Annotated in this window: 9 protein-coding genes; all 9 read left to right on the forward strand. The window is 69.6% G+C overall.

What is annotated here, in order from left to right:
* The first annotated feature begins 57 nt into the window (after window positions 1-57).
* The 9 genes from ACNAVT_RS17305 (at window position 58) to fusA (ending at window position 14407) form a co-directional block, all read left to right on the forward strand.
* Window positions 58-3489 carry a DNA-directed RNA polymerase subunit beta gene (locus tag ACNAVT_RS17305; RefSeq protein WP_416297471.1) on the forward strand — a complete coding sequence of 1144 codons (3432 nt, stop codon included), beginning with the start codon at window positions 58-60 and terminating at the stop codon, window positions 3487-3489.
* 81 nt (window positions 3490-3570) lie between these two features.
* Complete coding sequence (locus ACNAVT_RS17310; protein ID WP_416297473.1) at window positions 3571-7458, forward strand: DNA-directed RNA polymerase subunit beta'; 3888 nt, start codon at window positions 3571-3573, stop codon at window positions 7456-7458.
* A gap of 115 nt (window positions 7459-7573) precedes the next feature.
* The gene (locus ACNAVT_RS17315) at window positions 7574-8188 is read left to right on the forward strand and encodes an ArsR/SmtB family transcription factor (protein WP_416297475.1); all 615 of its coding nucleotides are present in this window, start codon (window positions 7574-7576) and stop codon (window positions 8186-8188) included.
* A complete protein-coding gene (locus tag ACNAVT_RS17320; protein WP_416297477.1) occupies window positions 8163-9440 on the forward strand; it encodes an MFS transporter in 1278 nt (425 codons plus the stop codon). The genes ACNAVT_RS17315 and ACNAVT_RS17320 overlap by 26 nt, the downstream gene beginning before the upstream one ends.
* Before the next feature lie 71 nt (window positions 9441-9511).
* The gene (locus ACNAVT_RS17325; protein WP_416297479.1) at window positions 9512-9880 is read left to right on the forward strand and encodes a hypothetical protein; all 369 of its coding nucleotides are present in this window, start codon (window positions 9512-9514) and stop codon (window positions 9878-9880) included.
* Between the two features lie 602 nt (window positions 9881-10482).
* The gene (locus tag ACNAVT_RS17330) at window positions 10483-10854 is read left to right on the forward strand and encodes a hypothetical protein (RefSeq protein WP_416297549.1); all 372 of its coding nucleotides are present in this window, start codon (window positions 10483-10485) and stop codon (window positions 10852-10854) included.
* Between the two features lie 534 nt (window positions 10855-11388).
* Window positions 11389-11763 carry a 30S ribosomal protein S12 gene (rpsL, locus tag ACNAVT_RS17335; RefSeq protein WP_007465318.1) on the forward strand — a complete coding sequence of 125 codons (375 nt, stop codon included), beginning with the start codon at window positions 11389-11391 and terminating at the stop codon, window positions 11761-11763.
* Between the two features lies 1 nt (window position 11764).
* Window positions 11765-12235, forward strand: a complete 471-nt coding sequence (gene rpsG / locus ACNAVT_RS17340; protein WP_091079418.1) for a 30S ribosomal protein S7 — start codon at window positions 11765-11767, stop codon at window positions 12233-12235.
* 75 nt (window positions 12236-12310) lie between these two features.
* The gene (gene fusA, locus ACNAVT_RS17345) at window positions 12311-14407 is read left to right on the forward strand and encodes an elongation factor G (RefSeq protein WP_416297480.1); all 2097 of its coding nucleotides are present in this window, start codon (window positions 12311-12313) and stop codon (window positions 14405-14407) included.
* Window positions 14408-14437: the final 30 nt, after the last annotated feature.

Raw genomic sequence — 14437 nt, forward strand, 5'->3', positions numbered from 1 at the left:
CATTGGAGTGCACGCGTACCAGCCGTTATGCAGCACCGGTCCTCGGAAGGACGCATCTTGGCAGCTTCCCGCCCTGCGAAGACCAGTCGTACGTCGAGCGCTTTCGCGCCCCGCCGAGTTTCTTTCGGCAGGATCACCGAACACCTCGAGGTCCCCAACCTCCTTGCCATCCAGAACGAGTCCTTCGACTGGCTGGTCGGCAACGAGGCTTGGCAGGGCCGGTCGGCGGACGACCCGCACGCACGCTCGGGTCTCGCGGAGATCCTCGACGAGATCAGTCCCATTGAGGACTTCTCCGGCACCATGTCGCTCTCCTTCTCGGCTCCGCGCTTCGACGAGGTCAAGGCCTCGATCGAGGAATGCAAGGAGAAGGACCTGACCTACTGCGCCCCGCTGTTCGTGACGGCGGAGTTCACCAACAACACCACCGGCGAGATCAAGAGCCAGACGGTGTTCATGGGTGACTTCCCGATGATGACGCCGAAGGGCACCTTCATCATCAACGGCACCGAGCGCGTGGTGGTCAGCCAGCTCGTCCGCTCGCCGGGCGTCTACTTCGACAAGCAGCCGGACAAGACCTCCGACCGCGACCTCTCCAGCGTCAAGGTCATCCCGAGCCGGGGTGCCTGGCTGGAGTTCGACATCGACAAGCGCGACACGGTCGGCGTCCGCATCGACCGTAAGCGCCGGCAGGCCGTCACCGTTCTGCTCAAGGCCATCGGGTGGTCGGCGGAGCAGATCCGCGAGAAGTTCGGCTGGTCCGAGCTGATGATGACCACGCTCGAGAAGGACCACATCGGCGGCCAGGACGAGGCGCTGCTGGACATCTACCGCAAGCTCCGTCCGGGCGAGCCGCCGACCCGCGAGAACGCCCAGACCCTGCTCGACAACCTCTTCTTCAACCCGAAGCGGTACGACGTCGCCAAGGTCGGGCGCTACAAGTTCAACAAGAAGCTCGAAGTGGACGTGCCGATCACCACCGGCACGCTGACCGAGGACGACATCGTCGCCACCGTGGAATACCTCTGCCGGCTGCACGCCGGTGAGGAGGGCTACGAGGCCGACGACATCGACCACTTCGGCAACCGTCGCCTGCGTACCGTCGGCGAGCTGATCCAGAACCAGGTCCGGGTCGGCCTGTCCCGGATGGAGCGCGTCGTCCGGGAGCGGATGACGACCCAGGACGTCGAGGCGATCACGCCGCAGACCCTGATCAACATCCGCCCGGTGGTGGCGGCGATCAAGGAGTTCTTCGGTACGTCGCAGCTGTCCCAGTTCATGGACCAGACCAACCCGCTGGCGGGCCTGACCCACCGGCGCCGGCTGAGCGCGCTCGGCCCGGGTGGTCTGTCCCGGGAGCGGGCCGGCTTCGAGGTCCGGGACGTGCACCCGTCGCACTACGGCCGGATGTGCCCGATCGAGACGCCGGAAGGCCCGAACATCGGTCTGATCGGCGCCCTGTCCACCTTCGCCCGGGTCAACCCGTTCGGCTTCATCGAGACGCCGTACCGGAAGGTCGTCAACGGTCGGGTCACCGACCAGATCGACTACCTGACCGCGGACGAGGAGGACCGGTTCGTCAAGGCGCAGGCCAACGCCCCGCTGAAGTCCGACGGGTCGTTCGCCGAGGACCGCGTCCTGGTCCGCCGTAAGGGCGGTGAGACCGAGGACGTGCCGCCGGAGGCCGTGGACTACATGGACGTCTCGCCGCGGCAGATGACCTCCGTCGCGACCGCGATGATCCCGTTCCTCGAGCACGACGACGCCAACCGTGCGCTGATGGGCGCCAACATGCAGCGCCAGGCGGTGCCGCTGGTCAAGGCAGAGTCCCCGCTGGTCGGTACGGGCATGGAGTACCGCGCGGCCGTGGACGCCGGTGACGTCGTCGTCGCCGAGGTCGGCGGTGTGATCGAGGACCTCTGCGCGGACTACATCACGGTCCACCAGGACGACGGCCACCGCCGGACGTACCTGCTGCACAAGTTCCGCCGCTCCAACGCCGGCTCCTGCGTCAACCAGAAGCCGGTCGTCTTCGAGGGCGACCGCGTCGAGGCCGGCCAGGTCATCGCCGACGGTCCGTGCACCGACGAGGGCGAGATGGCGCTCGGGCGCAACCTGCTCGTGGCGTTCATGACCTGGGAGGGCCACAACTACGAGGACGCGATCATCCTGTCGCAGCGCCTCGTGCAGCAGGACGTGCTCACCTCGATCCACATCGAGGAGCACGAGGTCGACGCCCGGGACACCAAGCTCGGCCCGGAGGAGATCACCCGCGACATCCCGAACGTCAGCGAGGAGATGCTCGCTGACCTCGACGAGCGCGGCATCATCCGGATCGGCGCCGAGGTCGTCCCCGGCGACATCCTGGTCGGCAAGGTCACCCCGAAGGGTGAGACCGAGCTGACGCCCGAGGAGCGGCTGCTCCGCGCGATCTTCGGGGAGAAGGCGCGTGAGGTCCGGGACACCTCGCTGAAGGTGCCGCACGGTGAGACCGGCACGGTCATCGGCGTGCGTACCTTCTCCCGCGAGGACGGCGACGAGCTGCCCCCGGGCGTCAACGAGCTGGTCCGGGTCTACGTGGCCCAGAAGCGCAAGATCCAGGACGGTGACAAGCTCGCGGGCCGCCACGGCAACAAGGGCGTCATCTCCAAGATCCTGCCGATCGAGGACATGCCGTTCCTGGAGGACGGCACCCCGGTCGACATCGTGCTGAACCCGCTCGGTGTGCCGTCCCGGATGAACATCGGCCAGGTCCTGGAGACCCACCTCGGGTGGGTGGCCAAGACCGGCTGGAGCGTCGACGGCGACGACGCCGAGTGGAAGCGCCAGCTCCGCTCGATCGACGCGCACGAGTCCGAGCCGGACACCAACGTGGCCACCCCGGTCTTCGACGGTGCCCGCGAGGAGGAGATCTCCGGTCTGCTCGCGTCGACCCTGCCCAACCGGGACGGCAAGCAGCTGATCGGTTCCTCGGGCAAGGCGCAGCTGTTCGACGGTCGCTCCGGCGAGCCGCTGCCGGACCCGATCGCGGTCGGCTACATCTACATCCTGAAGCTCAACCACCTGGTCGACGACAAGATCCACGCCCGGTCGACCGGCCCGTACTCGATGATCACGCAGCAGCCGCTGGGCGGTAAGGCGCAGTTCGGTGGCCAGCGCTTCGGTGAGATGGAGTGCTGGGCGATGCAGGCGTACGGCGCCGCATACGCCCTGCAGGAGCTGCTGACGATCAAGTCCGACGACGTCCTCGGCCGGGTGAAGGTCTACGAGGCGATCGTCAAGGGCGAGAACATCCCCGAGCCGGGCATCCCGGAGTCGTTCAAGGTGCTGCTCAAGGAGCTGCAGTCGCTGTGCCTCAACGTTGAGGTGCTCTCCAGCGACGGTGTGGCCCTGGAGATGCGCGAGACCGACGACGAGGTGTTCCGGGCCGCGGAGGAGCTGGGCATCGACCTGTCCCGGCGCGAGCCGAGCTCGGTCGAAGAGGTCTGAGGCGAGCGGTCGGGAGCCGGTCCGCCGGCTCCCGACCCCGCCGGTTAGCTAAGCAGTACAGACGACGACATAGGGGACATAGTGCTCGACGTCAACTTCTTCGACGAGCTGCGCATCGGCCTCGCCACCGCTGACGACATCCGTCAGTGGTCCCACGGCGAGGTCAAGAAGCCCGAGACCATCAACTACCGCACCCTGAAGCCGGAGAAGGACGGGCTCTTCTGCGAGAAGATCTTCGGTCCGCAGCGGGACTGGGAGTGCTACTGCGGTAAGTACAAGCGGGTCCGCTTCAAGGGCATCATCTGCGAGCGCTGCGGCGTCGAGGTGACCCGCTCCAAGGTTCGCCGGGAGCGGATGGGTCACATCGAGCTGGCCGCTCCGGTGACCCACATCTGGTACTTCAAGGGCGTGCCGAGCCGGCTGGGCTACCTGCTGGACCTCGCCCCGAAGGACCTCGAGAAGATCATCTACTTCGCCTCGTACGTCGTGACGAGCGTGGACGCCGAGGCGCGTCACCGCGACCTCTCGACCATCGAGAACGAGATCCTGGCCGAGAAGCGGCAGTCCGAGAACAGCCGCGACTCGGAGATCGAGAAGCGGGCCGCCAAGCTCGAGGCCGACCTGGCCGAGCTGGAGGCCGAGGGCGCGAAGGCGGACGTCCGGCGCAAGGTCAAGGAGGGCGGAGAGCGCGAGATGCGCCAGATCCGCGACCGGGCCCAGCGCGAGATCGACCGCCTCGACGAGGTTCTCGACACCTTCCGCAAGCTCGAGCCGAAGCAGCTGGTCACCGACGAGCTGCTCTACCGCGAGCTGCGGGACCGGTTCGGCGAGTACTTCACCGGCAGCATGGGCGCCGAGGCCATCAAGGCGCTGGTCCAGAACATGGACCTCGACGCCGAGGCCGAGAGCCTGCGCGAGACCATCCGCTCCGGCAAGGGGCAGCGGAAGATCCGGGCGCTCAAGCGGCTGAAGGTCGTCGCGGCGTTCCAGAACACCCGCAACTCGCCGCTCGGCATGGTGCTGGACTGCGTCCCGGTCATTCCGCCGGACCTGCGTCCGATGGTGCAGCTGGACGGTGGCCGCTTCGCGACCTCCGACCTGAACGACCTGTACCGCCGGGTGATCAACCGGAACAACCGCCTCAAGCGGCTGATCGACCTCGGCGCGCCCGAGATCATCGTCAACAACGAGAAGCGGATGCTCCAGGAGGCCGTCGACGCGCTGTTCGACAACGGCCGTCGTGGCCGGCCGGTCACCGGTCCGGGTAACCGCCCGCTGAAGTCGCTCTCCGACATGCTCAAGGGCAAGCAGGGCCGGTTCCGCCAGAACCTGCTGGGCAAGCGCGTCGACTACTCCGGCCGTTCGGTCATCGTGGTCGGCCCGAAGCTCAAGCTGCACCAGTGCGGCCTGCCCAAGCAGATGGCGCTGGAGCTGTTCAAGCCGTTCGTGATGAAGCGGCTGGTCGACCTCAACCACGCGCAGAACATCAAGTCCGCCAAGCGGATGGTCGAGCGGCAGCGGCCGGTCGTGTGGGACGTGCTGGAGGAGGTCATCGGCGAGCACCCGGTCCTGCTGAACCGGGCGCCGACCCTGCACCGGCTGGGCATCCAGGCCTTCGAGCCGCAGCTGGTCGAGGGCAAGGCCATCCAGATCCACCCGCTGGTCTGCACCGCGTTCAACGCCGACTTCGACGGTGACCAGATGGCGGTCCACGTGCCGCTGTCCGCCGAGGCCCAGGCCGAGGCGCGGATCCTGATGCTGTCGTCGAACAACATCCTCAAGCCGGCCGACGGCAAGCCGGTCACCATGCCCACCCAGGACATGGTCATCGGCCTCTACCACCTCACCCACCTCACCCCGGGTGGCAAGGGTGAGGGCCGGGCGTTCAGCTCGGACGCCGAGGCGCGGATGGCGTACGACAACGGCGAGCTGCACCTGCAGACCCCGGTCAAGATCCGGCTGCGCGACGTCGTCGGGGTCGACAACGGCGCCGGCGCCGAGCCGTGGGTCGCGCCCGAGGGCTGGGTCGAGGGCGAGCCGGTGACGGTGGAGACCACCCTGGGCCGGGTCCTGTTCAACGAGACGCTGCCGCCGGGCTACCGCTTCGTGAACTACGAGATCCGCAAGGGCCAGCTCTCCGCGATCGTCAACGACCTCGCCGAGCGCTTCCCGAAGGTGGCCCTCGCGGCCACCCTGGACGGACTCAAGGAGGCTGGCTTCCACTGGGCCACCTGGTCCGGCGTCACCATCGGTATGGAGGACGTCATCGCTCCGCCGCGCAAGCGGGAGATCCTGGAGCGGTACGAGAAGGAAGCCGACCGGATCGACAAGCAGTACCAGCGTGGTCTGATGACCGCCGAGGAGCGCCGCGGCGAGCTCATCGAGATCTGGACCAAGGCGACCAACGAGGTCGCCAAGGAGATGGACACCGCGCTGCCGCAGGAGAACCCGCTGTGGAAGATGATCAACTCGGGCGCCCGCGGTAACCTGCTCCAGCTCCGGCAGATCGCGGCGATCCGCGGTCTGGTGGCCAACCCGAAGGGTGAGATCATCCCGCGGCCCATCAAGGCCTCGTACCGGGAGGGTCTGTCCGTGCTGGAGTACTTCATCTCCACGCACGGTGCCCGTAAGGGTCTCGCGGACACCGCCCTGCGTACCGCCGACTCGGGTTACCTGACCCGTCGTCTGGTGGACGTCTCGCAGGACGTCATCATCCGCGAGGTGGACTGCGGCACCGACCGCGCCATCCCGATGCAGATCGGCGAGCGGCTCGACGGCCAGCTGGTCGTGCACGAGCACGCCGAGACCAGCGTGCACGCCCGTACGCTGGCCGACGACATCAAGGGGCCGGACGGCACCGTGGTGGCCGAGCGGGGCCAGGACATCAACTCCATCGGGGTCGACAAGATCGTCGCGGCCGGGGTGGAGTCCGTCCGGGTGCGCAGCGTGCTCACCTGCGAGTCGAAGCTGGGCGTCTGCGGTGCGTGCTACGGCCGTTCGCTGCCGACCGGCAAGACCGTGGACGTCGGCGAGGCGGTCGGCATCATCGCCGCCCAGTCGATCGGTGAGCCGGGTACGCAGCTGACGATGCGTACCTTCCACACCGGTGGCGTCGCGGGTGAGGACATCACCCAGGGTCTGCCCCGTGTCCAGGAGATCTTCGAGGCCCGGATCCCGAAGGGTAAGGCGCCCATCGCCGACACCCCGGGCCGGATCCGGATCGAGGACGGCGAGCGGTCGCGGAAGATCATCGTGGTGCCGGACGACGGCAGCGACGAGATCGTCTACGACAAGATCTCCAAGCGGGTCCGCCTGCGGGCCCACGACGGCGATCACGTCGAGGTCGGCGAGAAGCTCACCGAGGGCACCATCGACCCGCACGAGCTGCTGCGCATCCTCGGGCCGCGCGCGGTCCAGGTCCACCTGACCCAGGAGGTCCAGGAGGTCTACCGCTCGCAGGGTGTGCTCATCCACGACAAGCACATCGAGATCATCATCCGCCAGATGCTCAAGCGGGTGACGGTCATCGACTCCGGCTCGACCGAGTTCCTGCCGGGCGTGCTGGTCGACCGGGCGCTGTTCGAGTCGGAGAACCGCCGACTCGTCTCCGAGGGCGGCGAGCCCGCCGCGGGTCGCCCGGTGCTGATGGGTATCACCAAGGCCTCGCTGGCCACGGACTCCTGGCTGTCGGCGGCCTCCTTCCAGGAGACCACCCGGGTGCTGACGGACGCGGCGATCCACGCCCGCAGCGACTCGCTGATCGGCCTCAAGGAGAACGTGATCATCGGTAAGCTCATCCCGGCCGGTACGGGCATCAGCAAGTACCGCAACATCCGGGTCGAGCCGACCGAGGAGGCGAAGGCCAAGGTCTACTCGATGACCGGCTACCCGGAGACCGACTACGGCTTCGGGCCGGCCAGCGGCCAGGCGGTGCCGCTGGACGACTTCGACTTCGGGTCGTACCGCTAAGCACCAGCAACGACGAGGCCCCCGGCGTCCGCCGGGGGCCTCGTCGCGTCTTCGGGTGCGCCATATGAAGAGATGTCTCTCGAGAGAAAGCTCTCGAGAGAATATTCTCGAAGACATGGAGACGGACGGACCGCGCACCCTCACCGACGCCCGCGAGCTGCGGGCGCTCAGCCATCCCGTGCGGCTGGCCCTGATGGAGGCCCTGGGCGCCGGCCCGCTGACCGCCACCCAGGCCGGCGAGCTGATCGGGGAGAGCCCCACCACCTGCTCGTTCCACCTGCGGCAGCTCGCCCGCTACGGCTTTGTGGCGGAGGCCGGCGGCGGCCGCGGCAGGGCCCGGCCCTGGCGGCTGACCCGCCCGGGCTGGTCCGCGCCGGCCCGCCCGGACGACCCCGACTGGACCCGCGCCTCACAGGCCCTCGACCGTGTGCTGCTCGACCGGTACGTCCAGCGGCTACGCCGCTTCCTCGACGACGCTCCCACCTATCCCCGCGAGTGGTACGAGGCGGCCACCGGGCAGCAGCACCTTTTCCACCTCACCGCGGCGGAGCTGGCCGAGTTCGTCGCCGCGTACCAGGACCTGGTGGCCGGGTTCACCGCGCGGTTCGACCGGCGGCGCACCGAGGCCGCCGCCCGCCCGGCCGGGGCGCTACCGGTCGAGTTGCTCTTCTTCGGCTACCCCGCCCAGGCCCCGGAGGCGTCGGATGTCGACGAGACGCCTGCTCGCTGACCGGCGCGCCCGCCGCTACCTGGCCGGGCAGACGCTCTCCCTGATCGGCGACAGCTCGATGTGGCTGGCCTGCGGCATCTGGGTGAAGGATCTGACCGGCAGCGACGGGGCAGCCGGTATGGCCTTTCTCTTCTTCACCCTGCCGGCGTTGCTGGCGCCGCTGGCCGGTCTGCTCGCCGACCGGGTGCCGCGCCGCCGGCTGCTGGTGGTGGCGAACCTGGCCGGCGCCGCTGTGCTGCTGCCGCTGCTGGCGGTCCGCGGTCCCGGCCAGGTGGCCGTGATCTACGCGGTGATGTTCCTGTACGGCTGCCTCAACCTGGTCATCGCGCCGGCGCAGTCCGCGCTGCTGGTGAGCCTGCTCCCCGGTGAGTTGCTGGCCAGCGCGAACGCGTTCCTGCGTACGGTTCGGGAGAGCCTGCGTCTGCTCGCCCCGCTCGCCGGTGCCGGCCTGTACGCGCTGCTCGGTGGGGCGGCGGTGGCCCTGCTCGACATGGCGACCTTCGTCGCCGCGGCTGCGCTGCTGCTGACGCTCCAGGTCCCGGATCCCACTCCGCGACGTCCGGACCGCACCGGTGGCCTGCTGCGGCACTGGGCGGCGGAGGCGACGGCCGGAATCCGGCACCTCGCCGGCCACCTGCTGCTGCGCCGGGTGGCGTTGGCCACCGCGGTCCTCGCCCTGGTGCTGGGCTTCAGCGAGTCCACCGCGTACGCGGTCGTCGACCGAGGGCTGCACCGGGACCCGGAGTTCCTCGGTGTGCTCCAGGCGGCGCAGGGGCTCGGAGCCGTCCTCGGCGGGCTGGCCAGCGCCGCTGCGGTCCGTCGGTTCGGCGAGGTACGCGTCGCCGCGGCGGCGTTCCTCGCCTGGGCGGCGGGAGCCGCGCTGGCCGCCGCACCGCTGCTCGGCCCGGTCCTGGTCGGCCGGGTGAGCTCCGGCGCCGGGCTGACCGTCATGGCGATCGCGCTGCTCACTCTCCTCCAACGCAGCGCACCCGAACGGCTCCAGGGCCGCGTGTACGCCGGCTTCGAGCTGACCACCACTGTCCCGCAGACCGCCTCGATCGCGCTCGGGGCGTATCTGATCGGGGTGATCGACTACCGGGCGGTGCTGCTGACCCAGGCTGCCGTTGTGGTCTCCGCCGCGCTGCTGCTGCTCCGTGCCGACCGGCTGGCCCCGCCACCGTCGGTTCCGTCGGTCCACGAGCCCGCCCCACCGGCGGCCGAGCCGACCGAGACCGTCGGTGCCGACCGTTAGGGCCACCGCATGCCAGGCTGGTCTGCTCCCGCTGACCGGCGGACCGGGTGGGGTGGGGGCATGATGGGGGCATGACGACCGCGCCCGGGCAGGTGCCCGTCGCCCACCAGGCGTTGCGCCATCCGCTCGACCCCGATCCGGTCCGCTCGACGAAGGCCCGCGCGGTCTTCGCCCTGGGGCTGATCGGGGCGTTGACCGGGTTCTTCGTCGGCGGAGTGGTGCCCTCGACCATCGCGCTGTGCCTTGCGCGGCAGGCCCGTCGGGAGGCGTACGCCTCGGGCGGGTTCCTCACCGGCGGGGACCGGTTGCGGCGCGGGGAGCAGCTGGCCTGGGCGGGCCTGGTCCTGGCCGCGGTCGCGGTGGTCGCGGCCGTGGTGATCGGGGTGGTCCGGCTCGCCGACGCTCCCTTCGGGCACGACTACGCCCCGAACTTCGACTGACCGAGCGGGGGAAGCGGCTCGCGCCCGGCCCCGCCGCCGGGACCCGCGACGGTAGCCTGGCCGATGTCCGCCGGGTGGCGGGCGAGCCATGTGGACAGGAGGCGCTCGTGACGGAACCGGCCCCGCCGCCGGAAGGCGACCCGACCCGGTCCGTCACCGGGCCCAACCCCGCCGGGTCGACGCCGGGCACCGAGCCCGCAAGCCCGTGGGCCGTGCCGGGTGCCGGGGCCGACGAGGGGCCGAGCGTGCCGCCAGAGGTCGCCAGCGTCGGGTACGCTCCGCCGCCGGTCGCCCCGCACCCCGTGCCGACCGGCCCGTATCCGCCCGTCGGGCAGCCGGCCCCGGGCACCCCGGCCGGGTACGCCGGCCAGCCCACCGGGCCCTACGCGCAGCCGGGGTACGGGCCGTACCCCGGGCCGCAGCCGGCCCCCGGCGGCGGGTGGCCCGCGCCCGGGGCGTACCCGGGGAATCCGCCGGGCTTCCCCGGGGGCCCGCCCTACGGCGGCGGCTGGGCCCCGGCGCCGCCGGCGGCCGGCCCGCGCCCGGGCGCGGTGCCGCCGCCCCCGCGAGAGGCCCCGCGCCCGCCGAAGCGGGTCGACCCGGTGCCCGGCACCCCGTTCGGCGTGGTCCACCTCGACGTGCCCCCGGTGACCTCCGGGCTCGCCGTCGGCGCGCTGGTGAGCGGGATCGCCTCGATCCTGGTCTCGCTGCTGGTCTTCTGCTTCGGCATCGCCGGGCCGAAGCCCGGCGGCGCCTGGGCCGCCGGGGCGTTCACCGTGCTCGGCGCACTCGGCGGTAGCGCCGCGATCGTGGCCGGCCTGCTGGCCCGCCGGCAGATCCGGCGGCCGGCGCCGCCGCCGGCGGTCCGGTTCACGGGGCGCGGCCTGGCCGTGGCGGGCCTCAGTTGCGGGGGAGCGGGCCTGCTGCTCAGCCTGCTCGGGCTCGCGGTGGCGCTGGTGGTGCAGATCACCTGACCGGTGCCGCCCGGTCGATGGCCCTCGGTGACCTGGCGCGACCGGCGCACCCGGGGGTCCGGTGTCGGGGCGGCCCCTGGGCCGCCGGGTCCGCCGATGGGGAAACCGGTACACTGGTCACCGTAGGTGCCCGACACGGGCGGGCAGGCACGACGGGATCGGCCGGTGGATCGCGGAGCGGTCCTCCCGAGCCGCTCCGTTTTGACCTGCGCGGCTGTGGTAGGTACCCTTTCCGCTTGTGCCCGGGCAAGCCCGGGCAATGCGTGCGTGCGTTGGAACCGGTCCTCCGGTGATCGCGCGGCGGCACGAACAAAGCCCAAGATCCGGCATTCGGAGCTCCGTGTGCCGGTGACAGGAACTCCGGTACGACGCGCGAGCGGCGCACCGGACCGCGATCGGGGCGACACGCCCGACCGCGGGTGCTGGGACTCCCGTCAGGTGGTCCCAGTTGGAATGTAGGAGAGCCGTCCATCAGGCCGGCTAGAGCAGTCGGCGCGGTCGCTTCACGGCGGCCGAAGGGAGCGGAGAAACCCGGTGCCCACCATCCAGCAGCTGGTCCGAAAGGGCCGCCAGGCCAAGACGACCAAGACCAAGACCCCGGCGCTGAAGGGGTCCCCCCAGCGGCGCGGCGTGTGCACCCGCGTGTACACCACCACCCCGAAGAAGCCGAACTCGGCGCTGCGCAAGGTCGCTCGTGTCAAGCTCAGCAGCCAGATCGAGGTGACCGCCTACATCCCGGGCGTCGGCCACAACCTGCAGGAGCACTCGATCGTGCTCGTTCGCGGTGGTCGTGTGAAGGACCTCCCCGGCGTGCGCTACAAGATCGTCCGCGGCTCGCTGGACACCCAGGGTGTCCGCAACCGCAAGCAGGCGCGCAGCCGTTACGGCGCGAAGAAGGAGAAGAGCTGACATGCCGCGTAAGGGACCCGCTCCGCGGAAGCCGCTGGTCGCTGACCCGGTGTACAACTCGCCGCTGGTCACCCAGCTGGTGAACAAGATCCTGCTGCGCGGCAAGCGCCAGCTCGCCGAGCGCATCGTGTACGCCGCGCTCGAAGGCTGCCGTGAGAAGTCCGGCACCGACCCCGTCGTCACCCTGAAGCGCGCGATGGACAACGTCAAGCCGACGCTGGAGGTGCGCAGCCGCCGGGTCGGTGGCGCCACCTACCAGGTGCCGGTCGAGGTCCGTCCGGCCCGGGCGACCACGCTCGGTCTGCGCTGGCTGGTGACCTACTCCAAGGCCCGTCGCGAGAAGACCATGGTCGAGCGGCTGATGAACGAGCTGCTGGACGCGAGCAACGGCCTCGGTGCCGCCGTCAAGCGGCGCGAGGACACCCACAAGATGGCCGAGTCCAACAAGGCCTTCGCGCACTACCGCTGGTAACACCCTGGTTCCGGCGCCCACGAGGCGCCGGAACCGCCACCAGTTGTGTCGAGACGACGATAAGTAGGGATTGAAGTGGCCGCCGCAGACGCGCTCGCCAACGTACGCAACATCGGCATCATGGCCCACATCGATGCCGGTAAGACCACCACCACCGAGCGGATCCTGTTCTACACCGGTATCACCTACAAGATCGGTGAGGTCCACGAGGGCGGTGCCGTCATGGACTGGATGGAGCAGGAGCAGGAGCGTGGTATCACCATCACCTCCGCTGCCACCAAGTGTGAGTGGAAGGGCCACACGATCCAGATCATCGACACGCCCGGCCACGTCGACTTCACGGTCGAGGTCGAGCGGTCGCTGCGGGTGCTGGACGGTGCGGTGGCCGTTTACGACGGTGTCGCCGGTGTGGAGCCGCAGACGGAGAACGTCTGGCGCCAGGCCGACAAGTACAACGTCCCCCGGATGTGCTTCGTCAACAAGCTCGACCGGACCGGCGCCGACTTCTTCCGCTGCGTGCAGATGATGATCGACCGGCTCAACGCGACTCCGCTGGTGCTCCAGATCCCGATCGGCGCCGAGGCCGACTTCATCGGTGTGGTCGACCTGATCGAGATGCGCGCCCTCACCTGGCGCGGGGAGACCCAGAAGGGTGAGGACTACGCGATCGAGGAGATCCCGGCCGACCTCGCCGACTCCGCCGCCGAGTGGCGCGAGAAGCTGATGGAGACCCTCGCCGACGTCGACGACGCGGTGATGGAGAAGTACCTGGAGGGCGAGGAGATCTCCGTCGAGGAGATCAAGGCCGCCATCCGCCGGGCCACCATCGCCGGCAAGGCCAACCCCGTCTTCACCGGCACCGCCTTCAAGAACAAGGGCATCCAGCCCATGCTCGACGCGGTCGTCGCGTACCTGCCGTCGCCGCTGGACATCCCGGCCATCGAGGGCACTGCGACCGACGGCGAGACGCCGATGCAGCGGAAGCCGTCCACCTCCGAGCCGTTCGCCGGCCTGGCCTTCAAGATCCAGACCGACAAGCACCTCGGCAAGCTCACCTACGTCCGGGTCTACTCCGGCGTGGTCGAGTCCGGGACCCAGGTGGTCAACTCCACCAAGGACCGCAAGGAGCGCGTCGGCAAGATCTACCAGATGCACGCCAACAAGCGGGAGGAGCGCAGCTCCGCCAAGGCTGGCGACATCATCGCGGTGCAGGGTCTCAAGCAGACCACCACCGGTGACACGCTGTGCGACCCGGCGAACCCGGTCATCCTGGAGTCGATGACCTTCCCGGAGCCGGTCATCGAGGTCGCCATCGAGCCGAAGACCAAGGCCGACCAGGAGAAGCTCAGCACCGCCATCCAGCGGCTGGCCGAGGAGGACCCGACCTTCCGCGTCAAGCTGGACGAGGAGACCGGTCAGACGGTCATCTCCGGCATGGGCGAGCTCCACCTGGACATCCTGGTCGACCGGATGCGCCGCGAGTTCAACGTCGAGGCGAACATCGGTAAGCCGCAGGTGGCGTACCGCGAGACCATCCGCCGCAAGGTGGAGAAGATCGAGTACACCCACAAGAAGCAGACCGGTGGTTCCGGCCAGTACGCCCGCGTGATCGTGAGCATCGAGCCGCTGCCGCTGGACAACGACTCGCCGACCTACGAGTTCGCGAACGCCGTCACCGGTGGCCGCATCCCCCGGGAGTTCATCCCCTCGGTGGACGCGGGTGCCCAGGACGCGATGCAGTACGGCATTCTCGCCGGCTTCCCGCTGGTGGGTGTCAAGCTGACGCTGCTGGACGGCCAGTACCACGAGGTCGACTCGTCGGAAATGGCATTCAAGATCGCCGGCTCGATGGTGATGAAGGAGGCGGCCCGCAAGGCCGACCCCGCGCTGCTCGAGCCGATGATGGCCGTTGAGGTCACCACTCCCGAGGAGAACATGGGTGACGTCATCGGCGACCTCAACTCCCGGCGGGGCATCATCCAGGCGATGGAGGAGCGTCACGGCGCCCGCATCGTCCGGGCCCTGGTGCCGCTGTCGGAGATGTTCGGCTACGTCGGCGACCTGCGGTCGAAGACCCAGGGCCGGGCTAGCTACAGCATGCAGTTCGACTCCTACGCCGAGGTTCCGCAGAGCGTGGCGAAGGAGATCATCGCCAAGGCGACTGGTGAGTGACGCTCACCTGAGCTGATCCGATGGTTCGAG

The organism is Micromonospora sp. SL4-19 (assembly GCF_047921475.1).
Lineage (GTDB): Bacteria > Actinomycetota > Actinomycetes > Mycobacteriales > Micromonosporaceae > Micromonospora.

Coding starts and splice junctions, on each gene's coding strand:
- ACNAVT_RS17315 (WP_416297475.1), top strand. CDS start 7,574: ATGGAGACGGACGGACCGCGCACCCTCACCGACGCCCGCGAGCTGCGG.
- ACNAVT_RS17320 (WP_416297477.1), top strand. CDS start 8,163: ATGTCGACGAGACGCCTGCTCGCTGACCGGCGCGCCCGCCGCTACCTG.
- ACNAVT_RS17325 (WP_416297479.1), top strand. CDS start 9,512: ATGACGACCGCGCCCGGGCAGGTGCCCGTCGCCCACCAGGCGTTGCGC.
- rpsG (WP_091079418.1), top strand. CDS start 11,765: ATGCCGCGTAAGGGACCCGCTCCGCGGAAGCCGCTGGTCGCTGACCCG.